General features: G+C 68.0%; 22 protein-coding genes. 15 read left to right on the top strand and 7 right to left on the bottom strand.

What is annotated here, in order from left to right:
• Nucleotides 1-51: 51 nt before the first annotated feature.
• Entirely contained in the window at nt 52-2370 is a 2319-nt protein-coding gene (locus RTY46_RS03520) for a DUF1631 domain-containing protein (RefSeq protein WP_312706696.1), read from the bottom strand.
• A gap of 331 nt (nt 2371-2701) precedes the next feature.
• Between RTY46_RS03520 and RTY46_RS03515 the strand changes: the two genes are divergently transcribed.
• From RTY46_RS03515 to RTY46_RS03500, 4 genes are read left to right on the top strand one after another with little or no spacing between them, the layout of a single operon-like run.
• Entirely contained in the window at nt 2702-3280 is a 579-nt protein-coding gene (locus RTY46_RS03515; protein WP_312706694.1) for a nitroreductase, read from the top strand.
• A gap of 5 nt (nt 3281-3285) precedes the next feature.
• Nucleotides 3286-4218, top strand: coding sequence for a 5'-3' exonuclease H3TH domain-containing protein (locus RTY46_RS03510; RefSeq protein ID WP_312706810.1), 933 nt, complete (start codon nt 3286-3288; stop codon nt 4216-4218).
• The gene (locus RTY46_RS03505) at nt 4215-4769 is read left to right on the top strand and encodes an NUDIX hydrolase (RefSeq protein WP_312706692.1); all 555 of its coding nucleotides are present in this window, start codon (nt 4215-4217) and stop codon (nt 4767-4769) included. The genes RTY46_RS03510 and RTY46_RS03505 overlap by 4 nt, the downstream gene beginning before the upstream one ends.
• Nucleotides 4762-5559: an N-formylglutamate amidohydrolase gene (locus tag RTY46_RS03500; RefSeq protein ID WP_312706690.1), complete on the top strand. Its 798-nt coding sequence runs from the start codon at nt 4762-4764 to the stop codon at nt 5557-5559. The genes RTY46_RS03505 and RTY46_RS03500 overlap by 8 nt, the downstream gene beginning before the upstream one ends.
• Nucleotides 5560-5657: 98 nt before the next feature.
• Here RTY46_RS03500 and RTY46_RS03495 read toward each other — a convergent pair whose 3' ends face one another.
• Nucleotides 5658-6329: a hypothetical protein gene (locus RTY46_RS03495; protein WP_312706689.1), complete on the bottom strand. Its 672-nt coding sequence runs from the start codon at nt 6327-6329 to the stop codon at nt 5658-5660.
• Nucleotides 6326-7738, bottom strand: coding sequence for an MFS transporter (locus RTY46_RS03490; protein WP_312706688.1), 1413 nt, complete (start codon nt 7736-7738; stop codon nt 6326-6328). The genes RTY46_RS03495 and RTY46_RS03490 overlap by 4 nt, the downstream gene beginning before the upstream one ends.
• Before the next feature lie 91 nt (nt 7739-7829).
• Between RTY46_RS03490 and RTY46_RS03485 the strand changes: the two genes are divergently transcribed.
• Complete coding sequence (locus tag RTY46_RS03485; RefSeq protein WP_312706687.1) at nt 7830-8729, top strand: LysR family transcriptional regulator; 900 nt, start codon at nt 7830-7832, stop codon at nt 8727-8729.
• A gap of 89 nt (nt 8730-8818) precedes the next feature.
• Here RTY46_RS03485 and pip read toward each other — a convergent pair whose 3' ends face one another.
• A complete protein-coding gene (gene pip, locus RTY46_RS03480; RefSeq protein WP_014036057.1) occupies nt 8819-9760 on the bottom strand; it encodes a prolyl aminopeptidase in 942 nt (313 codons plus the stop codon).
• 49 nt (nt 9761-9809) lie between these two features.
• The gene (prmC, locus tag RTY46_RS03475) at nt 9810-10667 is read right to left on the bottom strand and encodes a peptide chain release factor N(5)-glutamine methyltransferase (RefSeq protein WP_312706686.1); all 858 of its coding nucleotides are present in this window, start codon (nt 10665-10667) and stop codon (nt 9810-9812) included.
• A gap of 322 nt (nt 10668-10989) precedes the next feature.
• Here prmC and ahpC point away from each other — a divergent pair, with 322 nt between their 5' ends.
• The 5 genes from ahpC (at nt 10990) to RTY46_RS03450 (ending at nt 15954) form a co-directional block, all read left to right on the top strand.
• Nucleotides 10990-11553: an alkyl hydroperoxide reductase subunit C gene (gene ahpC, locus RTY46_RS03470; protein WP_312706685.1), complete on the top strand. Its 564-nt coding sequence runs from the start codon at nt 10990-10992 to the stop codon at nt 11551-11553.
• 221 nt (nt 11554-11774) lie between these two features.
• The gene (gene ahpF / locus RTY46_RS03465; RefSeq protein WP_312706684.1) at nt 11775-13367 is read left to right on the top strand and encodes an alkyl hydroperoxide reductase subunit F; all 1593 of its coding nucleotides are present in this window, start codon (nt 11775-11777) and stop codon (nt 13365-13367) included.
• 87 nt (nt 13368-13454) lie between these two features.
• On the top strand, nt 13455-14420 hold the full coding sequence (locus RTY46_RS03460) for a LysR substrate-binding domain-containing protein (protein ID WP_312706683.1): 966 nt from the start codon (nt 13455-13457) through the stop codon (nt 14418-14420).
• 122 nt (nt 14421-14542) lie between these two features.
• Nucleotides 14543-14947: a nucleoside diphosphate kinase regulator gene (gene rnk, locus RTY46_RS03455; RefSeq protein WP_312706682.1), complete on the top strand. Its 405-nt coding sequence runs from the start codon at nt 14543-14545 to the stop codon at nt 14945-14947.
• 50 nt (nt 14948-14997) lie between these two features.
• Nucleotides 14998-15954, top strand: a complete 957-nt coding sequence (locus RTY46_RS03450; RefSeq protein ID WP_312706681.1) for a transaldolase — start codon at nt 14998-15000, stop codon at nt 15952-15954.
• 557 nt (nt 15955-16511) lie between these two features.
• On the opposite strand, the gene msrA is transcribed toward RTY46_RS03450, so the two are convergent.
• Complete coding sequence (msrA, locus tag RTY46_RS03445; protein ID WP_312706809.1) at nt 16512-17177, bottom strand: peptide-methionine (S)-S-oxide reductase MsrA; 666 nt, start codon at nt 17175-17177, stop codon at nt 16512-16514.
• Between the two features lie 30 nt (nt 17178-17207).
• Complete coding sequence (locus RTY46_RS03440; protein WP_312706680.1) at nt 17208-17471, bottom strand: DUF2007 domain-containing protein; 264 nt, start codon at nt 17469-17471, stop codon at nt 17208-17210.
• Between the two features lie 145 nt (nt 17472-17616).
• Between RTY46_RS03440 and RTY46_RS03435 the strand changes: the two genes are divergently transcribed.
• The 5 genes from RTY46_RS03435 to rlmM all read left to right on the top strand — a co-directional run bounded on the left by RTY46_RS03435 (nt 17617) and on the right by rlmM (nt 22531).
• The gene (locus tag RTY46_RS03435; protein WP_312706679.1) at nt 17617-19365 is read left to right on the top strand and encodes a glutamine--tRNA ligase/YqeY domain fusion protein; all 1749 of its coding nucleotides are present in this window, start codon (nt 17617-17619) and stop codon (nt 19363-19365) included.
• 43 nt (nt 19366-19408) lie between these two features.
• Complete coding sequence (locus tag RTY46_RS03430) at nt 19409-20056, top strand: hypothetical protein (RefSeq protein ID WP_312706806.1); 648 nt, start codon at nt 19409-19411, stop codon at nt 20054-20056.
• Nucleotides 20057-20086: 30 nt separating this feature from the next.
• Nucleotides 20087-20824: a DUF6348 family protein gene (locus tag RTY46_RS03425; protein WP_312706678.1), complete on the top strand. Its 738-nt coding sequence runs from the start codon at nt 20087-20089 to the stop codon at nt 20822-20824.
• Nucleotides 20825-20919: 95 nt separating this feature from the next.
• Nucleotides 20920-21480: a nucleoside deaminase gene (locus tag RTY46_RS03420; RefSeq protein WP_312706677.1), complete on the top strand. Its 561-nt coding sequence runs from the start codon at nt 20920-20922 to the stop codon at nt 21478-21480.
• Nucleotides 21464-22531 carry a 23S rRNA (cytidine(2498)-2'-O)-methyltransferase RlmM gene (gene rlmM / locus RTY46_RS03415; protein ID WP_312706676.1) on the top strand — a complete coding sequence of 356 codons (1068 nt, stop codon included), beginning with the start codon at nt 21464-21466 and terminating at the stop codon, nt 22529-22531. Before RTY46_RS03420 ends, rlmM begins: the two co-directional genes overlap by 17 nt.
• Nucleotides 22532-22628: the final 97 nt, after the last annotated feature.

Here is a 22628-nt window from a genome sequence, read left to right as displayed (position 1 = left end):
CAGGTCCCCGCTGATCGGTGAGTTTTCCCGATCCTAGCAGGGGTGCCCGGCTCAGTGCAGGGTGGCGCTGCCCGGGTCCAGACGGTCGATCACGCCCTGCATGGCGCTGTCGAAGGCGCCATCGTCCACGTGGGCGCGCAGGCGGCCCAGGCGCACCATCACCGCCAGCTCTTCCGGCGAGGCCACGCAGAAGCGCACGCCACGACGGTTGACGAACAGCAGTCGCGAGGAGATCGGGCTGACCCAGGACAGCTTGCCCGCCTGCACCTTGCCGTCCTTGTCGACGAAGTCGAGCCAGTTGCCGATTTCCATACGGCGGAAGCGGTCGGCGTCGGCATTGTCGAAATCGTCGGTGTCCACCTGCGCACCCAGCTCCACTGCCGCAGCTTCCGGCGCCGGCGCGGTCGGCAACGCCACCTGCGGCAGCTCCGGCAGCGCGCGCTGCAGTTCCGGGCGCGATTCGGCGATGCCCTGCAGCGTGTCGTGCAGCGCATCGATCGCCGCGCTGGCGGCGTCACCGTGAACGCCCACGCTGGCGAACACCTTGGCCAGTGCCGGCTGCCAGGCCTGCAGCCACGGCTTGCCGACGATCTGGCGGCGCGCTTCGGCCACTTCTTCCAGCAGGCCATCGCCCAGGGTGAGTGCCTCGGCCACCGAACTGCCTTCTTCGCCCTCGCGCAGCAGCGCCAAGGTCAGATGATGCTGCCAGGGCTGGCGCAGGAACTCGGCAATCGCCGCCGGCAGCGTGGCATCGCCGATACGGCGGTCCAGCTCGGCGCCGGCACGGCTGCGGGCCATTTCCAGCTTCTCCTGGCCGCGCTGGGTTTCAGCCGCACGACGCTCGGCGATTTCCACGCGCCGGCGGTGCTGCACCAGGAACTCGCGGAACTCTTCTTCCAGGGTCAGGAAGATGGCCAGGTTCTCGTTGAACTCGGCCACCAGGCGTTCGATGATTTCTTCCACCTTGGCCATCAGCATGCGCTCGGCCTGGCTTTCGCCGGTGTTGCCCTCGCAGGCTTCGGCCAGCGAATTGAGCAGCTTGCGTGCCGGGTGGGTCTTCTGCACGAACATGCGGCGGTCGAGCATGGCCACCTTCACGAACGGCACCACCAGGCGGCCGATCAGCTCGCGCGAACGACCTTCCAGCTCGCGTTCGTCCAGCATCACGTCGAACAGCATGCCGACCAGATCGATCGCATCCTCGTCCTGCGGGTCCAGGCGCGTCTGGCCGGGATCGGCGCCCAGCCGGGTCGCGCTGGACAGCACCTCGCTCTTCAGGCGCTGTGCCAGCGACTCGCCATCTTCACCAATGGCGGCACGCAGGGTGGCGCTGGGCGTGGCCTGCAGCAGCGACAGCACCGACATCATTTCGCGCTGGCTGAGCGGGCGATGCTGGCCCACGGCCACCTGCGCGGCCGACGTCGCGTCTTCGCGCACGTGGCGGGTCTGCTGCAGCAGTTCGTGCAGGGCCTCCAGCAGCATGCCCTGCTGGCCACCGTAGCCTTCCCCGGCCGGGCTTTCTTCCGCGCCCAGGTGCTGCTGCATGTGCCCGCGGCGCTCGGACCAGCGCGCGGCAAAGCGCTGCGCCCAGGCCGGCGCGGCCTGTTCTTCATCGCTGAAATCGGTGTCGAAGCCGGGCATGGGCCGCTGCTCGACCAGGTCATCCAGGCCCGGCGGCGGCCGCGACGGCGCGGCGGACGGTGCACGACGCGGCGCACCCATGTGCGGCATCACCCCGGCGGCGGCCAGTTGTTCGTCCAGCTTCTCGTAGATGCGACCGACCGGCACGCGCAGGTCGCGCTCGCACAGCTTGATCAGCACCAGAAGCACTTCCGGGGCCAGTTCGCAGTGCGCGAACGCCTCGTGGATGGCCACGCCCAGATGCTCGGGGCTGATCGGATTGCGGTCAGCGTCAAGCTCGCCGGCGTCGACCAGCCAGCCCAGCCGGCGGTCCAGCCGCGCCAGCACCGGCTTGAAATCGCGCAGCAGCACCGTGGCGAAGTTGCGCACGGCCAGCCGCGATTCCAGTACATGTTCGGGAATCAGGCTGAGGCCCTCTTCGGCCGGCCCGGACAGTGTGGCCTCGGCCGACAGCGGTTCGCCGGTAGCGAGTGAGGCCCACGCGCGCTGCAGGTGGCTGGCGTAGGCGGCCTCGATCTCGGCGCGACGACGCCGCAGTTCACGCATGGCATCCAGGAACAGCAGTTGCGACGCACCGGCGTTGCCGGCACGGTCGAACAGGGCATCGTCGAAACGGGCCAGTGCCGCGGCAAATGCCTGGCACAGCGCCGGCAGGACCATGTCCCGGGCAAGCTGAAGCTGGGCCGGGTCACGACCCGGCGATCCCATCGGAGTGGGCGCGCTCATCATTCGGGAAGGCTCCCCACCTTCTCTATTGCGACTGACATCATGGACATCGCGACGACCGGTGCACCCCATGCACCGGTACGCCGATGGTAGGCCGGCCAGCCTGTCACGGACAGTGAAACAGTCCTCACTTCAAACCTCACGACCGGCGGCCCGGCAAGACGGGTATCGTAAGCCGTGCGGGGCCTGCGAGGCGAGGGGAAGCGGCATTGGGCGCCGCGCCAGTGGCATGACGTTCATCACAGTTCGTTATTTGAATGGCAGACGCGACACGACAGGCGTCCTCAACCACCCCGACTATAATCATGTGCCCGTGATGACCGGTTCAGACTCCATGCCCGACCCCGCTGCCCTGCTCGCCCTGGATGCCCGCCGCTCGGTGCCCTCGCGGCAGCTGGGCGAACCCGGACCGGACCCGGCCACCCTGCTGCGCATGCTGACCTCGGCGGTGCGCGTACCCGACCACGGCAAGCGGGTGCCGTTCCGCTTCCTGAAGATCGCCGGCGATGCGCGTCACACTCTGGGCGACTTCCTGGCCGAACGCAGCCGCGAACGCGATCCGCACGCCGGCGATGCCGTGTTCGAAAAGGACCGGCAGCGCTTCAGCCACGCCCCCCTGGTGATCGTGGTGGTGGCCAGCCCACGCCCGGACGCCAAGGTGCCCGAGCAGGAACAGCTGATGACCGCCGGCTGCGTCTGTTTCGCCCTGCTGCAGGCCGCGCAGGCGCTGGGCTTCGGTGCGCAGTGGCTGACCGCGTGGATGGCCTTCGACCCGGCCGTGCACGCCCACCTGGGTCTGGCTGAAGGCGAGCGGATTGCCGGCTTCATCCATATCGGCACGCCCAAGGCCGCGGTGCCCGAGCGGGAGCGCCCGGATGCGGCCGCCCTGCTGCAGGACTGGACCGCACCGTGAGCGCCGTGAGCGCCCACCCCGCGCCGCCGCTGTACCTGGTCGATGCCAGCATCTACGTATTCCGTGCCTGGCACTCGCTGCCGGACGAGTTCCAGGACAGCCAGGGCTGGCCGACCAATGCCGTGCACGGCTTTGCCCGCTTCCTGCTGGACCTGCTGGAACGCGAGCGCCCGCGGCACATCGCCATCGCCTTCGACGAAGCCCTGGACAGTGGCTTCCGCCACCGCCTGTACCCAGCCTACAAGGCCAACCGGGACCCTGCACCGGAAGCGCTGAAGCGCCAGTTCGTGCACTGCAAGGCGCTGTGTGCGGCGCTGGGGCTTGCGGTGCTGGCCCACCACGATTTCGAGGCCGACGACCTGATCGGCAGCGCCCTGCACCGCCATCGCGGCAGCCACCGCGGCGTGATCATTTCGGCCGACAAGGACCTGTCGCAGCTGCTGCTGGACCACGACGAGCAGTGGGACTATGCGCGCAACCAGCGCTGGGACGTGGCCGGGGTGAAGGCCCGCCACGGCGTGCACGCGCACCAGATTGCCGACTACCTGGCGCTGTGCGGCGATGCGGTGGACAACATTCCCGGCGTCAGCGGTGTCGGCGCCAAGTCGGCAGCGGTGCTGCTGGCCCACTTCGGCAGCATGGATGCCCTGTTCGAACGCATCGACGAAGTGCCGTTCCTGCGCCTGCGCGGCGCGGCACAGATGGCCGTGCGCCTGCGCGAGCAGCGCGAGCACGCGCTGCTGTGGCGGCAGCTGACCACCATTGCCCTGGACGCGCCGCTGGACGGGAGCGCACTGGGCCTGCTGCGCCAGCCCGCCGACCCGGAACTGCTGGATGGCCTGTGCCAGACCCTGCGTTTCGGGCCACTGACCCGCCGCCGCCTGTTCGCCGCCACCGGCATGGCCGACCCCCTTCCCACACCCAGCGAGCCCGCATGAGCCAGCGCAACACTGAAGCACCGCGTGTCGTCTACGAAGGCAAGTACCAGCGCATGGTCGTGCGCGGTACGTGGGAATACAGCGAACGCACCCACGCCGGCGGCCTGGCCGCGATCATCATCGCGGTCACCCCCGAGGACAAGGTGCTGTTCGTCGAACAGTTCCGCGTGCCGTTGCAGGCACCGACCATCGAGATGCCCGCCGGCCTGGTCGGCGATGTCGATGCCGGCGAATCGATCGAAGTATCGGCGGTGCGCGAGCTGGAAGAGGAAACCGGCTGGACCGCCGCGCACGCCGAAGTGTTGATGATCGGCCCGACCTCGTCCGGCGCCAGCAGCGAGAAGATCGCCTTCGTGCGCGCCACCGGCCTGCGCCGGGTCGGCAGCGGCGGCGGCGATGAAAGCGAGAACATCACCGTGCACGAGATTCCGCGCAGCGAGGCGGCGGCCTGGCTGGTGCAGAAGATGGGCGAAGGCTACGCGCTGGACGCCAAGCTGTGGGCCGGGCTGTGGATGATCGAACACCACCTGGATGGCCGCCCGCGTGGCTGACGCCGACCTGCACGGGCTGCCGGCCCTGCTGGGCGCCGACGACCCGGCTGTCTACACGATCCACCGCGCGCAGGGCGCTTCGCCCTACCTCCTGCTGGCCGACCATGCCGGCCAGCAGGTACCGCGCGGGCTGGCGCAGCTGGGGCTGCCGCAGCACGAACTGGATCGCCATATCGGCTGGGACATCGGCATTGCCGGCACCACCCGTGCACTGGCCGGGCTGCTCGATGCCTGGGCGATCGAACAGACCTATTCGCGCCTGCTGATCGACTGCAACCGGCCGCTGGCCTCGCCCACACTGATCCCGGAAGTGAGCGACCACACCGTGGTGCCGGGCAATGCCGGGCTGTCGGCGGCGCAGCGCCAGCAGCGCATCGACGCGATCCACGCGCCGTACCACGCACGCATCGACGCCGAGCTGGACGCGCGCCGCGACGCCGGCCGCCCCACCCTGCTGGTGATGATGCACAGCTTCACCCCGGCGATGAACGGCACGGCGCGGCCGTGGCACGCCGGCGTGCTGTACCACCAGGACACCCGCTTCGCCCAGGCGCTGCTGCGGGCGCTGCGTGCCGAGGGCGACCTGGTGGTGGGCGACAACCAACCTTATTCGGTGAGCAGCACCAGCGACTACGCGGTGCCGGTGCATGGCGAAGACCGCGGACTGGTGCATGTGGAACTGGAAATCCGCCAGGACCTGATTGCCGACGTGGCCGGCCAGCAGGCCTGGGCGCAGCGGTTGGCGCGGCTGTTCAGCGCATTGCAGCCGGCGTTGCTGGCGGCGGCATGAGCGCCATCCACGCATGGCGTGGATCTACTGTCGGGTGACGGCCACCCTCGCATGGCGCGGCATTCCCGTAGATCCACGCCATGCGTGGATGGTGTTGTTCAACGCAATACGGGCGCGTCCATCCACGGGAACGGCTTGAACGCGTGCACCTGCACGGTCGCGCCGATGGCCTCGAAGTCGTCCTTGATGGCCTGCGCGCGGTTGCGATCCAGGGCCTGGCCCAGCAACAGCGGCAATGCGCGGCAGCGCGCCAGCGCCTGCCCCACCGGCACCTCGTGCAGGTGCGCCACGGCCTGCGCGGTGGCCTTCAGCTGCTCGTCCGCACACGCCAGCAGCTGCAGATCGAACGAAGCAAAGATGCCCGCGCCCACGCCGACCGCGCGCGCCGCCGCCTGCGCTTCAGCCGTGGCCTCCCCCAGCGCCTCGTCGATGCCTTCCACCTGCTGGAACGCGTCGTATTCGTGGTAGTACGCCAGCGCCTGTGCGTACTCGGCCAGCGGGGACAGCGGGCGCTGGCGCTTCTGTACCTCCAGCACATCGGCAAACGTCGCCGGCTCCAGGTAGGGGGTCAGCCCCAGCGCGCGCGCCTCGGCCGGCACCTCGCTGTCATCGTCGAAAGCGGTGTCTTCGTCGGGCGGCAGCCAGAAGCGCGCCTGCAGCAGATCTCCCTCGGTGGCATGCACCCAGCCGAAGGAAGCAAACACATCGTGGTCGTCGTTGCAGGCCGCGAAGGCCTGCAGCGTCTGTTCCAGGTCCAGCAGTTCGATCATGCGTCATTGGCCAGGCAGGCGGGGGCGTTCGAGTCTACCGGTGCCGGGCGCAGGCCCAGCGCGATGACCACGCCGAACAGGGCGAACAGCGCCGCGCCGTACTCGGCACGCACCAGCCCGGCCAGCGCGCTGGGCGAACCTGCAACGCCGGCACCGGCATTGGCCACCATCACCAGCACAGCAAGACCCAGCGCACCGCCGATCTGCTGCGCGGTAGCGGCCATGCCCGAGGCCACGCCCTGCTGCGCGGCCGGCACGCCCTGCCCGGCCACGATCCACATCGAGGTCCAGGTCATGCCCTGGCCGATGCTCAGCACCACCACGCCCGGCAGCAGCGGCCAGAAGTTCGAGGCGTGCGGAAGTGTTGCTGCGACCCAGGCGATACCGACGGCGCCCGCCAGCTGGCCGAGCACCAGCACCTTGCGCGCGCTCCAGCGTTTCAACGCCCATTCGGCCAGCTGGATGCCCACGGTGCACACCGCTGTGGCCGGCAGGAACGCAAGGCCCGCCTGCAGCGGGCTCCAGCCGTAGCCATCCTGGAAATACAGCGCCATGAAGTAGTACTGCACGCCGTAGCTGCTCATGAACGCGAAGGTGAGGCCAAGCGCGGCGCGCAGGCCCGGCAGGCGCAGCAGCGCGAACTGCATCAGTGGATCGCGGCTGCGCTGTTCGATCTGCACGAAGGCCACCAGCAGCAGCGCCGACAGCAGCAGGCAGCCCAGCGTGGCCGGCGCAGTCCAGCCCCACTCTGGCCCCTGCACCAGCGTGGTCACCAGCAGGCTGCCGCCGAGGGTGACGGTGATGCAGCCGGCCAGATCGAACGAGCGCCCCTGCGCACGCGGGCCATCGGCCGGCAGCCACGCACCGGCGGCGACGGCGCAGGCGCTGGCCAGCGGCACAATCACCGCCAGTACCGCCGGCCAGCCGAAGACCTGGGTCAGCACGCCGCCGAGCAGGGTGCCCAGCGCCAGACCGACCGCGCTGGCCATGCTCCAGATCGCCAGCGCGCGGTTGCGCACCGGGCCCTCGGCATACAGCGTGTTGATCAGCGCCAGCGTGGCCGGGAACAGCAGCGCGGCACCGATGCCCTGCGCCGCGCGCGCGATGATCAGCAGCGTGGCGTTCGGCGCCAGCGCGCCCAGCAGCGAGGCCAGCGCGAACAGCAGCATGCCCAGCCGGTAGAAGCGGCGGCGCCCGATCAGGTCGGCGGCGCGCCCGCCCAGCAGCAGGCTGCCACCGAACGCCACGGTGTAGGCGCTGACCACCCACTGCAGCTGCTGCGCGTTGATCTGCAGCGCGCGGCCCATGTCATGCAGGGCGACGAAGATGATGGTGGCGTCCAGGGCGATGATCAGCTGGGCGGTGGCCAGCAGGGTCAGCGCCCAGCGCGGGTATTTCAGAGGGGGCATGAGCACGGGCGGGGCGACGGGGGAGCGCAGTCTCATTCATGCGGGCACATCAATAAACCCCTTTCGATCCATATCTGTCATGATTTTTCGCATGAATGGATCTTCCCTGGACCTGAACGCCGTGCGCATGCTGGTGCAGGTCGCCGAAGCACGCAGCTTCACCGTGGCCGCCGGGCAGCTGGGCCTGAGCCAACCCGGGCTGTCCCGCGCGATCGGCCGGCTGGAAGCCACGCTGGGCGTGAAGCTGCTGCAGCGGAACACCCGCAACGTGGCGCTGACCCCGGATGGGCGCCAGTTCGTCGACCAGGTGGCGCCGCTGCTGTGCGGTTTCGAGGATGCCGAGCGGCAGCTGGCTGACCGCCCCTGCACGCCGTCGGGCACGCTGAAGATCAGTGCGCCGTCGATGTTCGGGCGCAAGGTGCTGGTGCCGCTGCTGGCCCCCTTGCTGCAGCAGCACCCGCAGCTGCAGGTGGAGGCCGTGCTCAGTGACCGCCTGGTCGATCTGGTCGAGGAAGGTTTCGATGCCGCGCTGCGCACCGGCGTGATTGCCGACCAGCGCATCGTTGCGCGGCCGCTGCGGCCGCTGCGCTGGGTGACCGTGGCCAGCCCGGATTATCTGGCCCGCTGTGGCACGCCGGGGGATATCGCCACGCTGCACGACCATGCCTGCCTGGCAGTACGCAACCTGCGCAGCGGACGCGTGGTGGACTGGCAGTTCCGGCAGGACGGTCAGCTGCGCGACTTCACCCCGCCGACGCGGATGGTGTTCGACAGCGGTGATCCGCTGGTGGAAGCGGCGATCGCCGGCATCGGCATCGTGCAGGTGATGGATTTCGCGGTGGCCGATGCGTTGGCCGACGGCCGCCTGCAGCGCGTGCTGCAGCCGTTTGAAGGCCGCAGCCGCGCGCTGTCGCTGATCTACCCGCCGTCGCGGCAGCACTCACCGAAGCTGCAGGTGCTGGCGGACGCATTGCTGGCCGGCCACTGGTAGATCCACGCCATGCGTGGATGGGTTCCGGTTACGCGGTCGGACCGGGGTCAGAGCCCTTTCCGTGGGAAAGGGATCCGACCCCGTGGGCATCAGGCGAAGCTGTCGGTGGCGCGCACCAGCGCGTCCACGTTCTCCGCTTCGAACGCGGAGTGGCCCGAAGCCGGGGTGATTTCCAGCTTCGCCTTCGGCCACACCTTGGTCAGGTCCCAGGCATTGGCCAGCGGGCAGACCACGTCGTAGCGGCCGTGCACGATCACGCCGGGAATATCGGCAATGCGGTGCGCGTCGCGCAGCAACTGGTCTTCCACCTCGAAGAACCCGCCGTTGACGAAGTAGTGGTTTTCGATGCGGGCGAAGGCCAGGGCGAAGTGCGGGTCTTCATGGCTGTTGATGAAGTCGTCGTCCACGTGCAGGAAGCTGGTCGCACCCTCCCACACCGCCCAGGCCTTGGCCGCTTCCAGGCGCGTGGTTTCGTCGTCACTGGTCAGGCGGCGATGGAAGGCCGAGATCAGGTCATGGCGCTCCACGGCCGGAATCGGCTTCAGGTAGTGCTCCCAGGCATCCGGGAACAGGCGGTTGGCGCCTTCCTGGTAGAACCATTCCAGTTCCCAGCGGCGCAGCATGAAGATGCCGCGCAGGACCAGCTCGGTCACGCGCTGCGGATGGGTTTCGGCATAGGCCAGGGCCAGGGTCGAACCCCAGCTGCCACCGAACACCTGCCAGCGGTCCACCTTCAGGTGTTCACGCAGCTTCTCGATATCGGCAACGAGGTCCCACGTGGTGTTGTCGACCAGGTCGGCGTGCGGGGTGGAACGACCGGCGCCGCGCTGGTCGAACAGGATGATGCGGTACTTCGACGGGTCGTGGAACTGGCGCATCTTGTCGCTGCAGCCGCCGCCCGGACCACCGTGCAGCATCACCACCGGCTTGCCGTCCGGGTTGCCGCACTGTTCGAAGTACAGCGTGTGGCGGTCGTCGACCTTCAGGGTGCCGACGTCGTAGGGGGTGATGGCGGGGTACAGCGTACGCATGCTTGCAGCTCCGTGGTGGTGCCCTGCCGCTGGCAGGAGAACCCCCATTCTAGGCCGGTCGCCGCCCCAGGGTGACCCGGTCGCGCTGTTCAAGGTCCTGCGCGGTGCTTACCTCGGCCAGGCCCGCGGCGTCGAACAGCGCGCGGATCGCCGCGCCCTGGTCCCATCCGTGTTCGACCAGCAGCCAGCCACCGGGGTGCAGATGCGCGCAGGCCCCCTCGGCGATGGCACGGATGTCGTCCAGGCCATCCAGGCCCGACGCCAGTGCCGTGGCCGGTTCGAAGCGCAGGTCGCCCTGCTGCAGGTGCGGATCGTCGCTGGCGATATAGGGCGGATTGCTGGCGATCAGGTCGAAGTGCGCGCCCTGCAGCGGTGCATACCAGTCCTGCCCACCTTCGGCGAAGCGCACGTTGCGCAGTTCATGGCGCGTGGCATTGCGCGCGGCCACAGCCAGCGCAGCGGGGCTGGCATCGGTGGCCAGCACCTGCGCCTGCGGCCGTTCGCTGGCCAGCGCCAGGGCAATGGCGCCGCTGCCGGTGCCGAGATCGGCCAGTTGCAGGGCGCGGTCTGCCGGCAGGCGGTCCAGCGCCAGTTCCACCAGCAGCTCGGTTTCCGGGCGCGGGATCAGGGTGGCCGCATCCACTTCCAGATCGAGCGTCCAGAAGCCGCGGCGGCCGGTCAGGTACGCCACCGGCTCACCGGAGATGCGGCGGGCCAGCAGGCTCTCGAAGGCGGTCTGTTCAGCTTCCGGCAGTGGATCGGTGGCGTGCGCGAACAGCCAGCTGCGCGGGCGGTCCAGCACGTGCAGCAGCAGCAGTTCGGCCTCGTGGCGGGCGTCGATGCCGCCGAGGCGGGCACTGGCCGCGGCCACGATCTGGCGCAGCGAGGATTCGGATTCAAAGGACATGCCGCAATTGTAGAGTCGAGCCATGCTCGACTGCTCCGGCAAAGCAGTCGAGCATGTCTCGACGCTACAAAAAGCGGGGTTTGTTCAGGTTGGCCGGGGCGGGATAAGAAGGGGCTATCACTCGTACGCCGCCAACTCAGGTAATTTATCTTTATATACAAACACTTGCATTACATCCGCCGTCCAAACGGCAACCCGCCCCTTGAATTTCAATAGATCAAATCTATTGAATAGATGAAATCAATGCATTGTTCTTATCGCCACTGAATCGGTAACCTAGCTCCTGTCGATTCACCCACTCCCCTTCACCAGAGGAAAAACGATGTCCCTCATCAACACCCAGATCCAGCAGTTCGAAGCCAACGCCTACCACAACGGCGAGTTCATCAAGGTTTCCGATGCCAGCCTGAAGGGCCAGTGGTCCGTGCTGATCTTCATGCCGGCTGCGTTCACCTTCAACTGCCCGACCGAGATCGAAGACGCGGCCGACCATTACGCCGAGTTCAAGAAGGCCGGCGCCGAGGTCTACATCGTCACCACCGACACCCACTTCTCGCACAAGGTCTGGCACGAAACCTCGCCGGCCGTCGGCAAGGCCCAGTTCCCGCTGGTCGGCGACCCGACCCACAAGCTGACCCGCGCCTTCGGCGTGCACATTGAAGAAGAAGGCCTGGCCCTGCGCGGCACCTTCATCATCAACCCGGAAGGCGTGATCAAGACCCAGGAGATCCACTCCAACGAGATCGCCCGTGACGTGGCCGAGACCCTGCGCAAGCTGAAGGCCGCCCAGTTCACCGCCGCCAACCCGAACCAGGTCTGCCCGGCCAAGTGGAAGGAAGGCGAAAAGACCCTGACCCCGTCGCTGGACCTGGTCGGCAAGATCTAAGTCGTACCGGCCTGCCGCGGCCCCACGCCGCGGCGCGCCCTTCATCCCCGTGCCGGCCCCACGCCGGCGTGGGGGTGAACCCAAGACAGCCAACGCACGCCAGCCTTGGCCAGCCAGCCCCTTCCACGGTCGCTGTCTTGGGTTCACCCCTACCCCATGCTGGTCCGCTACCTTCTACAGCGGTGCCACGCCCACGCTTTGCCTGAAACCAGGAGAGAACCATGTTGGACGCCAACCTGCAGTCGCAGCTGAAGACCTATCTGGAACGCGTGACCCGCCCGATCCAGATCACCGCGCGCGCCGACGATGGCGCCAAGTCGCAGGAAATGCTGGAACTGCTGCAGACCCTGGAAAGCCTGTCGGACCAGATCTCGCTGCAGGTGCTGCGCGATGGCCAGGGCCGCGTGCCCTCGTTCGACCTGGGCACCCCAGGCCAGGACATCCACCTGACCTTTGCCGGTCTACCGATGGGCCACGAGTTCACCTCGCTGGTGCTGGCGCTGCTGCAGGTGGGCGGCCACCCGTCCAAGGCCACCGCCGAGCTGATCGAGCAGGTGCAGAACCTGGAAGGCGAATACAGGTTCGAAACCTACTTCTCGCTGTCCTGCCAGAACTGCCCGGACGTGGTGCAGGCGCTGAATCTGGCCGCCGTGCTCAACCCGCGTATCCAGCACGTGGCCATCGACGGCGCCCTGTTCCAGGACGAAGTCGAGAAGCGCGAGATCATGTCCGTGCCGACCGTCTACCTCAACGGCGAAGTGTTCGACCAGGGCCGCATGACCCTGGAGCAGATCGTGGCCAAGCTGGACACCAACGCCGGCAAGCGCGACGCCGAGAAGATCGCCGCCAAGGACGCCTTCGATGTGCTGGTGGTCGGCGGTGGCCCGGCCGGTGCCGCAGCAGCCATCTATGCCGCGCGCAAGGGCATCCGCACCGGCATTGCCGCCGAACGTTTCGGTGGCCAGGTGCTGGACACCATGGCCATCGAGAACTTCATTTCGGTGAAGGAGACCGAAGGCCCCAAGCTGGCCACGGCACTGGAACAGCACGTGCGCGAGTACGAGGTCGACATCATGAACCTGCAGCGCGCCACTGCGCTGGTGCCGGCCGGTGAGGATGGCCTGGTGCAGGTGCAGCTGGAAAATGGCGCAGTGCTGAAGTCGCGCTCGGTCATCCTGTCCACCGGCGCGCGCTGGCGGCAGATGAACGTGCCGGGCGAGGACCAGTACCGCAACAAGGGCGTGGCGTACTGCCCGCACTGCGATGGCCCGCTGTTCAAGGGCAAGCGCGTGGCGGTCATCGGCGGCGGCAATTCCGGCGTGGAAGCGGCCATCGACCTGGCGGGCATTGTGTCGCATGTGACGCTGCTGGAGTTCGATTCCAGCCTGCGTGCCGACGAAGTGCTGCAGAAGAAACTGCGCAGCCTGGGCAACGTGACGGTGCTGACCAGCGCGCAGACGACCGAAGTGCTGGGCGATGGCAGCAAGGTGACCGGCCTGGTCTACAAGGACCGCGTCGGCGGCGATGCCCACCGCGTCGAGCTGGAAGGCATCTTCGTGCAGATCGGCCTGCTGCCCAACACCGAATGGCTGAAGGACAGCGTAGCCCTGTCGCCGCGTGGCGAGATCGTGATCGACGACCGTGGCCAGACCAACCTGCCGGGCGTGTTCGCCGCCGGTGATTGCACCACGGTACCCTACAAGCAGATCATCATCGCCATGGGCGCCGGTTCCACCGCTGCACTGAGTGCCTTCGACCACCTGATCCGCTCGTCGGTGAACACCGGCAGTGGTGCAGTGGCCGAAGCGGCCTGATCCACCGTTCCCAGTCCACCGGGAACATCGTTAGCCTGCTGGGTCGACCATGCCGACCGCCGGTCCGTTTTCCCTGGGGTCTGAAGGATGAACCTACGCGATCTGAAGTACCTGGTGGCCCTGGCCGATCACAAGCATTTCGGCCGGGCCGCCGCCGCCTGTTTCGTCAGCCAGCCCACGCTGTCCACCCAGATCCGCAAGCTGGAGGAAGAGCTGGGGCTGCCGCTGGTGGAGCGCGCGCCGCGCAAAGTGATGCTGACCCCCGCCGGCCACGAAGCGGCCGCACGGGCACGGGTGATCGTGTCCGAAGTGGAGCAGCTGAAGGAAGCGGCGCGGCGCAACCGCGATCCGGAAGCGGGTACCGTGCGCCTGGGCATCTTCCCCACGCTGGGCCCGTACCTGCTGCCGCACGTCATCCCGCGCCTGCGCAGCCGCTTCCCGGAACTGGAACTGCTGCTGGTGGAAGAAAAGAGCGACGTGCTGCTGGAGCGCCTGCGCGACGGCAAGCTGGACGCCGCGTTGCTGGCACTGCCGGTGGTGGACGACCAGCTGCACGCCGAATTCCTGTTTGAAGAACCGTTCCTGCTGGCCGTTTCCGGGCGCCATCCGCTGGCCCGGCGTGAACACATGGATGTGCAGGAACTGGCCACGCAGAAGCTGCTGCTGCTGGAAGACGGCCACTGCCTGCGCGACCAGGCGCTGGAAGTGTGCCGCCTGTTTGGTGCCAACGAAAAATCCGAGTTCCGCGCCACCAGCCTGGAAACCCTGCGGCAGATGGTCGCCGCCGATGTGGGGATCACCCTGCTGCCCAGCCTGTCGGTGCAGCCGCCGGTGCCGCGCTCGAGCAACATCCGCCTGATTGACTTCGTCGGCGAAGGCCGGCCCAGCCGTCGCATTGCCATGGTCTGGCGCCGCAGTTCGGCCATGCACGGCTTCCTGACCGAGCTGGCCGAACAGTTCAAGCGGTTGCCAGAGGCGCTGTTCACTCTGGACGCGCAGGGCGCGCCGGCCGGCGAAGCGCCTGGCGCAGCGGCGACGCTGCTGAACGGCTGATCCCCGTCGTTCGCCCTCGCGCGCGGCCGGGAGTCGATTCCGGCCACATTTGTCCCCACAATAGTCCCAGGCGGCGCTCGAAGCGCCGCCTTTTGCATGGCTATCAACCAAGGAGCACCACCATGAACACCGCCAGCGGCCTGCCGCCGTCGATCACCGTTTCCAGCTTCGACATGGACCGCCTGGAGGCCATGCTCGATTCCCCTGCGCTGAGCCAGACGCCTGCCGCGCTCGCGCTTTCCCAGGAACTCAACCGGGCCACCGTGCTGGCGCCGGATCAGATTCCCGAAGGCATCGTGATGATGCATTCGCGCGTGGAGTGCGAAGATGAGGTGTCGGGCGAGACGCACGTCCTGACCCTGGTCTTCCCCCGCGAAGCCAATGTCGACGAGGGCAAGGTCTCCGTGCTGGCCCCGGTTGGCAGCGCCTTGCTGGGCCTGGCCGTGGGCCAGAGCATCGACTGGAACGCCCCCGGCGGCCGCAAGCTGCGGCTGCGCGTCACTGCGGTCCACAACGACCGTCCCTGAAACCCGCTGCGCACCGCGCGCGATTCGATTTCCCTGCACCAGGAGCCGTAATGAGTACCCCGTCCAAACTGTCCCAGCTGCGTGAACTGTCGGTGGTCGTTGCCGATACCGGTGACTACGACGCGATCAAGCGCCTGCAGCCGGTGGATTGCACCACCAACCCGACCCTGGTGAAGAAGGCACTGGACCTGCCGGTCTATGCCGAGCTGATCGAGCGCGAACTGGCCTGGGGCCGCCAGCAGGGCGGCGACCGCGAAGCCGTGGTGCATGCCGTGGCCGACCGCCTGACCATCGGCGTTGGTGCGCTGCTGAGCACCCTGGTGCCGGGCCGTGTGTCCACCGAAGTCGATGCCGACCAGGCCTACGACACCGCCGCCACGGTGGCCAAGGCCCGCCAGTTCATCCAGATGTACGCCGACGCCGGCGTGCCGCGCGAGAAGATCCTGATCAAGATCGCCGCGACCTGGGAAGGCGTGGAGGCCGCGCGCATCCTGCAGGCCGAGGGCATCGACTGCAACCTGACCCTGATCTTCAACCCGACCCAGGCGCTGGCCTGCAGCGAAGCCGGCGCGTTCCTGATCTCGCCGTTCGTGGGCCGCATCCTGGACTGGTACGTGGCCAACGGCCAGACCCCGGCCAACATCGACGAAGACCCGGGCGTGAAGTTCGTGCGCGGCGTGTACGCCGAGTTCAAGCGCCGCGGTTCGCCCACCGTAGTGATGGGCGCCTCGTTCCGCTCCACCGCGCAGGTCGAAGCGCTGGCCGGCTGCGACCGCCTGACCATTTCGCCGGACCTGCTGGAAAAGCTGGACGCCGACCACGGCGAACTGCCGCGCAAGCTGGTGGCCGGTGCGGCCGACGGCGTGGCGGTGACCCCGATCGACGCAGCGAAGTTCGCGGCGGACCTGGCGGCCGATCCGATGGCCACCGAGAAGCTGGCCACCGGCATCGACGCGTTCGCCAAGGACCTGCAGGCGCTGCGCGAGCGCATCCGCTCGGAACTGTGATTCCAGCCAACGGCTGAGCCCCTCGTGGCGGGGGGCTCAGAGCAACAGCCGCGCTGGGTCGGGCGGGTTGGGTTCGCGGGAGACGCCGTGAATCCATCCCTGGAGGCTTGGCCGCCGCATCCATGCGGCGGACACTCCCGCGAACCCAACCCGCCCGCCCTCTGACAGTTTCCGGTGGCCGCCCGCCACGGAAAAAAGAGAGAAGAGCAACAGCGGGTCGCGCGCTGCGCTTGCTCACAGTCGAGCAAGCTCGACTCTACGGGGCAATGCAGAACCAAAGAAAAAGGACGCGGCGAAAGCCGCGTCCTTTTTTTGTTTTCCATCAGTTCGTCACCAACCAATGCTCTTGCCCACCGTCACCGGGAAACTGTCGAAGGCGGGACGGGGGCGGCTGGCAGGACCGCAGGCGCCATGGATGGCGCCTACGAGCCCCTTTGGATGGGTTCACGGCGTGTCCTGCCAGCCGCCCCCGTCCCGCCCAACCATCAGCAACCCAGAGCCGCTTTGGCTGTTGACGTTGACGTTGACGTTGCCCGCCGCAGGCGGACTTCCGCGCGTCAGCGCGGCGCCTCCACATCCAGGCCGATCGGGCAGCTCACGCCGGTGCCGCCAATGCCGCAGTAGCCGTTCGGATTCTTCGCCAGGTACTGCTGGTGGTAGTCCTCGGCATAGTAGTACTCCGGTGCCGGATACACGATCTCGGTGGTGATCGGCCCGTAACCGGCCGCGTCCAGCTGCGCCTGGTACGCCTCGCAGCTGGCCAGCGCGGCCGCGTACTGCGCCTCGGTGGTGGCATGGATCGCCGAACGGTACTGGGTGCCGGTGTCGTTGCCCTGGCGCATGCCCTGGGTCGGGTCGTGGCTTTCCCAGAACAACTGCAGCAGCCGCTCCAGGCTGACCACCGCCGGATCGAACACCACCTGCACCACTTCGGTGTGGCCGGTCAGGCCCGAACAGACCTCTTCGTAGGTCGGGTTCGGGGTCATGCCACCGGCATAGCCCACCGAGGTGCTGTACACGCCCGGCTCGCTCCAGAACTTGCGTTCGGCGCCCCAGAAACAGCCCAGCGCGAAGCGGATCTGCTGCAGGCCGGCGAAACGGTCCTTCAGCGGATGGCTGTTCACGAAGTGCTGGTTGCTGTGCAGCGGCAACGGCTGGTCGCGCCCCGGCAGCGCCTCTTCCGCACGCGGCAGACGCTGCTTGAAGGCCCCGATGCCGAGGATGCCCTGGCCAATTCCCAACATGATGCGCTCCTACGCCGGCTGTCCGGCCCAATCGTCTGCATCGGAAATGGGGTCGGCCGGGCCCTGGCCCAAGTCCAGCGCGGCCACGATGTCCTCGGCCTGCGGCCGCGCCGCATCGGGGATGCCCACCCGCAGCACGCCGAACAGCGGCAGTTCGCCCATGCCGCCCAGCAGCGATTCGCCGAACACGAAGGCGGGAATGCCCGCATCTTCCAGCGCGTGCTTCACCAGATGGGCGTCGAACAGGTTGTCGGCCTTGTACACGATGTGCATGGGCGGCTCCTCGGGACAGGGTTCCAGCATACGCCCGGGGCCTGAATCGCGCCGCTGCGCTCGCCGGGCAGGGCGGCAAACCCCGGCAGCCCTGGCCGGTACGCGCTAGACTGTTGGTCTTTCTGCCCTTTTTCGCCCCAGACTCATGTCCGAGCACACCCCCGCCAGCCCCGAGACCCCCGCCGACAGCCACGAGAAGCGCGATTTCATCCGCCAGATCGTGCGCGAGGACCTGGCCAGCGGCAAGCACCAGGCGATCAAGACCCGCTTCCCGCCCGAGCCCAACGGCTACCTGCACATCGGCCATGCCAAGTCGATCTGCCTGAACTTCGGCCTGGCCGGTGAGTTCAGCGGCGTGTGCAACCTGCGCTTCGACGACACCAACCCGGCCAAGGAAGACCCCGAGTACGTGGCCGCCATCCAGGACGACGTGCGCTGGCTGGGCTTCGAGTGGAACGAACTGCGCCATGCCTCGGACTATTTCCAGACCTATTACCTGGCGGCCGAGAAGCTGATCGAACAGGGCAAGGCCTACGTCTGCGACCTGTCGGCCGAAGAAGTGCGTGCCTACCGCGGCACCCTGACCGAGCCGGGCCGTCCGTCGCCGTGGCGCGACCGCAGCGTGGAGGAAAACCTCGACCTGTTCCGCCGCATGCGCGCGGGTGAATTCCCGGACGGCGCGCGTACCGTGCGCGCGAAGATCGACATGGCCAGCGGCAACATCAACCTGCGCGATCCGGCCCTGTACCGCATCAAGCACGTCGAGCACCAGAACACCGGCAACGCGTGGCCGATCTACCCGATGTACGACTTCGCCCATGCACTGGGCGATTCCATCGAGGGCATCACCCACTCGCTGTGCACGCTGGAATTCGAAGACCATCGCCCGCTGTACGACTGGTGCGTGGACAACGTCGATTTCGCCCATGACGACGCGCTGACCCAGCCGCTGGTCGATGCCGGCCTGCCGCGTGAAGCGGCCAAGCCGCGCCAGATCGAATTCTCGCGCCTGAACATCAACTACACGGTGATGAGCAAGCGCAAGCTGATGGCGCTGGTGACCGAACAGCTGGTGGACGGCTGGGAAGACCCGCGCATGCCGACCCTGCAGGGCCTGCGTCGCCGCGGCTACACCCCGGCGGCGATGCGCCTGTTCGCCGAGCGCGTGGGCATCAGCAAGCAGAACTCGATGATCGATTTCAGCGTGCTGGAAGGCGCGCTGCGCGAAGACCTGGACAGCGCCGCGGCACGCCGCATGGCGGTGATCGACCCGGTGAAGCTGGTGCTGACCAACCTGGACGAAGGCCACGAAGAGCAGCTGACCTTCAGCAACCATCCGAAGGACGAGAGCTTCGGCAGCCGCCAGGTACCGTTCGCACGCGAAGTGTGGATCGACCGCGAGGACTTCGCCGAAGTACCGCCCAAGGGCTGGAAGCGCCTCGTGCCGGGCGGCGAAGTGCGCCTGCGCGGCGCCGGCATCATCCGCTGCGATGAAGTGATCAAGGATGCCGACGGCACCATCACCGAGCTGCGCGGCTGGCTGGATCCGGAATCGCGCCCGGGCATGGAAGGCGCCAACCGCAAGGTGAAGGGCACCATCCACTGGGTCAGCGCCGTGCACGGCGTGCCGGCCGAAATCCGCCTGTACGACCGCCTGTTCTCGGTGCCCAACCCGGACGACGAATCGGAAGGCAAGACCTACCGCGATTACCTGAACCCGGAATCGCGCCGCACCGTCACCGGCTATGTCGAGCCGGCCGCGGCCAGCGCCGCCCCGGAACAGTCGTTCCAGTTCGAGCGCACCGGCTACTTCGTCGCCGACCGCCGCGACCACACCGAAGCCAAGCCGGTGTTCAACCGCAGCGTGACCCTGCGCGACACCTGGTCGGCCTGAGGACCCGCGCGGGCGCCAGGACGGCGCCCGCATGCCCCCGACAATGACCGCCGCCCCCTCCGCCCTGCTCTGGTTCCTGTCCCAGCACCCGTTGCTGGCGTTGCCGGTGCTGATGGCGCTGGCCGGCCTGCTGTCGTGGTGGCGGCGCACGCCGCTCTACCTCATCGCCCTGTTTCCGCTGGCGATGCTGAACGTCTTCCTGGGTACGTTCGTCAACGCGGCCTGGGTGAACTGGATCGGCGAGCGCGGCGAGGCGGTGATCGTCAAGGCCGAGGAAACCAGTTCCACCCTCAACGACCGCTACATCTGGCGTTACGAGGCAGTGGTGCACACCGCCGATGGCCAGGATGTGGACGTGGTGTTCCATACCAACACCATCTCGCTGTGGCCGCTGGAAAACGCGATCCGCATTCCCGCGCAGGGCCAGCCCTTCGTGGTGAAGTACGCACCCGGCTTCCCGCGCAGCATCGTGATCCTCACCAACGAATCGCCGCATGGCATCGCCCAGTCCCGCGCCCGCGCACGCGAGCGGGTGGAGGTGGCCGCGCGCAGGCTGCATTTCAGCCCCGGCAACGAGCGCTTCCGCGCCGATTACCGACGCGAACTGGACACCTGGCTGCGCGACCATGGCGATGACCCGCAGCAGCAGGCACAGGCGCAGCGCTATCGCGCCGAACGCGATGCGCTGTGACCGCTGCCCCCTTTCACTGACAGGCCTGACATGACCGCTACCGCCAACCCGTTTCTACCCCTGCTGATGCAGGTCCTGCAGGGCCGCGACATTGCCTGCACCGTCGACGGCGCCGAGCTGGTGCTGGACAGTGGACTGCGCCTGATTGCGCATGGCGTCGCATCGAACGCGCGCGACAACGGCGGCTGGCAGACCTCCACCGTGATCGAAGTGCGTCACCCGGACCTGTTCGCCGATGGCCTGTTCGAGTACCAGCACGCCGCCGGCGACAGCGAGCAGGATGCAGTGCTGTCCGGCTTCGAGAACTGGGTGCGGGTCGACCTGGCCACCCTGCAGGCGGCCGTCGGCGCCGACGATGCGCCGGAACTGCAGATGCTGACCCTGCGCTACCCGGCCGAAGAAACCGGCACGGCGCTGGCGCGCGCGGTGGTGCTGGGGCCGCTGGCCCACTACCGCGGCGAACCCCGCGATGAGGCCGCCGACTGCAGCGAGGACGACCACGGCTCCTGCCCCTGCTGCCTGTTCACCCAGAGCCTGGAGGCGTTCAACGATCTGCTGAAGACCCGCCAGTTCCTCGGCATCCGCCTGTTCGCCTCGCGCGATGCCGACGGCCAGTGCGAGGCCGACTGCCGGGTGAACGGCCATGACTTCCCCGCCGCCCTGCCCCTGCTGCGCGCCTACGCCGCGCGCTGGCCGCAGGCCGGGCTGGAATTCCGCAAGCAGTACGTGGTGATCCGCACCGACACCGACGCTGAAACCGACGCCTGATCCCGCGCCGACACCCCCACTGCATGCCGCTGCGGCTACACTGCGCGCCGGCTGTTGTTCCTGCCCCCTATTCCACCCTACGAGGCACCCCCGCGATGCTGTACGCGCAAGTCCACCTGACCCTTCCCGCCTGGATCCACGACCAGATCGACCTGGATCGTCGCTTTCCGGGCGACGAGGCCAAGGTCGCACTGGCGATCGAGCTGTCGCGGCTGAATGTCGAACACGCCAGTGGCGGCCCGTTCGGCGCCGTCGTGTTCGGCCCCGATGACAAGGTGATCGCCGCCGGCGTGAACCGTGTCGTGCCGCACGCCACCTCGTTGGCGCACGCCGAAAACATGGCCTACATGCTGGCCCAGCAGCGCCTGCAGACCCCGCGCCTGAACGCGGTGCTGTCGCCGGTCACCCTGGCCACCAGCTCGCAGCCGTGCTGCCAGTGCTACGGCGCCACCGTGTGGGCCGGCATCGACCGCCTGCTGATCGGTGCCAGTTCGGCCGACGTGGAATCACTGACCCCGTTCGACGAAGGCCCGCTGCCGGCCGACTGGGTGGGCGAACTGAACAAGCGCGGCATTGAAGTGGTGCAGGGCCTGAACCGCGATGCCGCGCGCAGCGTGCTGCGTGCCTATGGGGAAGCCGATGGCACCCGTTACTGAGACCGGTATCGGCCTGCTCTGCCTGTGCCGGCAGGGTTTCGAACCCGAGCTGGCTGGCGAACTGCAGCACCGCGCCGGCCAGGCCGGTTTCGCCGGTTATGCGCGCACCCAGCGCAATGATGGCTACGTGCTGTTCATGTGCGACGAAGCCGCCGCGCTGGCCCCGCGCCTGCCGTGGCGCGAACTGATCTTCGCGCGGCAGAAGCTGGTGGTGCTGGCCGAGCTGCCGCAGCTGGACCCGGCTGACCGCATCACCCCGATGCTGGAGGTGCTGGCCGATGCGCCGCGCTTCGGCGATCTGTGGGTGGAACACCCCGATTCGGATGCCGGCAAGCCGCTGTCCGGGCTGGCCCGCGCGTTCGGCAACGCACTGCGCCCGGCGCTGCGCAAGGCCGGCAAGCTGACCGACAAGCCGAACCCGCGCCTGCCGCGCCTGCATGTGGTCTTCGTCGATGGCACCCATGCGTTCGTCTGCGTGGCCGACCCGGCCGACAGTGCACCGTGGGCACTGGGTATTCCGCGCCTGAAGCTGCTGCCCGAAGCTCCGTCGCGTTCGGCGCTGAAACTGGACGAGGCGTTGCTGACCCTGCTGGCGCCGGACGAGCGCGAGGCCCTGGTGAAACCGGGCCTGCGCGCGGCAGACCTGGGCGCCGCCCCCGGCGGCTGGACCTGGGTGCTGACCCGCCAGCACGTGCATGTGCTCAGCATCGACAACGGCCCCTTGCGCCAGCACGTGCTGGACACCGGCCTGGTTGAACACCTGCGCGCCGACGGCTTCCACTGGCACCCCGACCAGGCACTGGACTGGATGGTCTGTGACATGGTGGAACAGCCGCGCCGCGTGGCCGAACGCATGGCGACGTGGTTCCGCGAAGGATGGTGCCGGCACGCGATCTTCAACCTGAAGCTGCCGATGAAGAAGCGCTGGGACGAGACGCGGTTGTGCCTGGACCTGTTCCAGGAACAGGCGGGCAAGCCGCTGGTGGTACGGGCCAAGCAGCTGTACCACGACCGTGAGGAGATCACGGTGCTGGCTTCGCCGCTGCGCTGAGGCGCACACCGCGCGGTCGGTAGGTGCCAACCTTGGGTGGCACTGGCAAACGTCATCCACGCATGGCGTGGATCTACTTGAAAGACGGGGCTACCGG

It is taken from the genome of Stenotrophomonas sp. (genome assembly GCF_032056425.1).
Classification (GTDB): Bacteria; Pseudomonadota; Gammaproteobacteria; order Xanthomonadales; family Xanthomonadaceae; genus Stenotrophomonas.
Note: the sequence above shows the minus strand (reverse complement) of the source record. Positions and strands in the feature narration are given on the sequence as shown.

What these genes read in the sequence shown, in the direction of transcription:
- rlmM (WP_312706676.1), top strand. Translation starts at nt 21,464, where the DNA reads ATGGCACCCGTTACTGAGACCGGTATCGGCCTGCTCTGCCTGTGCCGG.
- prmC (WP_312706686.1), bottom strand. Translation starts at nt 10,667, where the DNA reads ATGTCCTTTGAATCCGAATCCTCGCTGCGCCAGATCGTGGCCGCGGCC.
- RTY46_RS03450 (WP_312706681.1), top strand. Translation starts at nt 14,998, where the DNA reads ATGAGTACCCCGTCCAAACTGTCCCAGCTGCGTGAACTGTCGGTGGTC.
- RTY46_RS03440 (WP_312706680.1), bottom strand. Translation starts at nt 17,471, where the DNA reads ATGCACATCGTGTACAAGGCCGACAACCTGTTCGACGCCCATCTGGTG.
- RTY46_RS03485 (WP_312706687.1), top strand. Translation starts at nt 7,830, where the DNA reads ATGAATGGATCTTCCCTGGACCTGAACGCCGTGCGCATGCTGGTGCAG.
- RTY46_RS03520 (WP_312706696.1), bottom strand. Translation starts at nt 2,370, where the DNA reads ATGATGAGCGCGCCCACTCCGATGGGATCGCCGGGTCGTGACCCGGCC.
- RTY46_RS03490 (WP_312706688.1), bottom strand. Translation starts at nt 7,738, where the DNA reads ATGCCCCCTCTGAAATACCCGCGCTGGGCGCTGACCCTGCTGGCCACC.
- RTY46_RS03515 (WP_312706694.1), top strand. Translation starts at nt 2,702, where the DNA reads ATGCCCGACCCCGCTGCCCTGCTCGCCCTGGATGCCCGCCGCTCGGTG.
- RTY46_RS03430 (WP_312706806.1), top strand. Translation starts at nt 19,409, where the DNA reads ATGACCGCCGCCCCCTCCGCCCTGCTCTGGTTCCTGTCCCAGCACCCG.
- RTY46_RS03505 (WP_312706692.1), top strand. Translation starts at nt 4,215, where the DNA reads ATGAGCCAGCGCAACACTGAAGCACCGCGTGTCGTCTACGAAGGCAAG.
- RTY46_RS03425 (WP_312706678.1), top strand. Translation starts at nt 20,087, where the DNA reads ATGACCGCTACCGCCAACCCGTTTCTACCCCTGCTGATGCAGGTCCTG.
- RTY46_RS03435 (WP_312706679.1), top strand. Translation starts at nt 17,617, where the DNA reads ATGTCCGAGCACACCCCCGCCAGCCCCGAGACCCCCGCCGACAGCCAC.
- RTY46_RS03420 (WP_312706677.1), top strand. Translation starts at nt 20,920, where the DNA reads ATGCTGTACGCGCAAGTCCACCTGACCCTTCCCGCCTGGATCCACGAC.
- pip (WP_014036057.1), bottom strand. Translation starts at nt 9,760, where the DNA reads ATGCGTACGCTGTACCCCGCCATCACCCCCTACGACGTCGGCACCCTG.
- RTY46_RS03460 (WP_312706683.1), top strand. Translation starts at nt 13,455, where the DNA reads ATGAACCTACGCGATCTGAAGTACCTGGTGGCCCTGGCCGATCACAAG.
- ahpC (WP_312706685.1), top strand. Translation starts at nt 10,990, where the DNA reads ATGTCCCTCATCAACACCCAGATCCAGCAGTTCGAAGCCAACGCCTAC.
- ahpF (WP_312706684.1), top strand. Translation starts at nt 11,775, where the DNA reads ATGTTGGACGCCAACCTGCAGTCGCAGCTGAAGACCTATCTGGAACGC.
- RTY46_RS03495 (WP_312706689.1), bottom strand. Translation starts at nt 6,329, where the DNA reads ATGATCGAACTGCTGGACCTGGAACAGACGCTGCAGGCCTTCGCGGCC.
- rnk (WP_312706682.1), top strand. Translation starts at nt 14,543, where the DNA reads ATGAACACCGCCAGCGGCCTGCCGCCGTCGATCACCGTTTCCAGCTTC.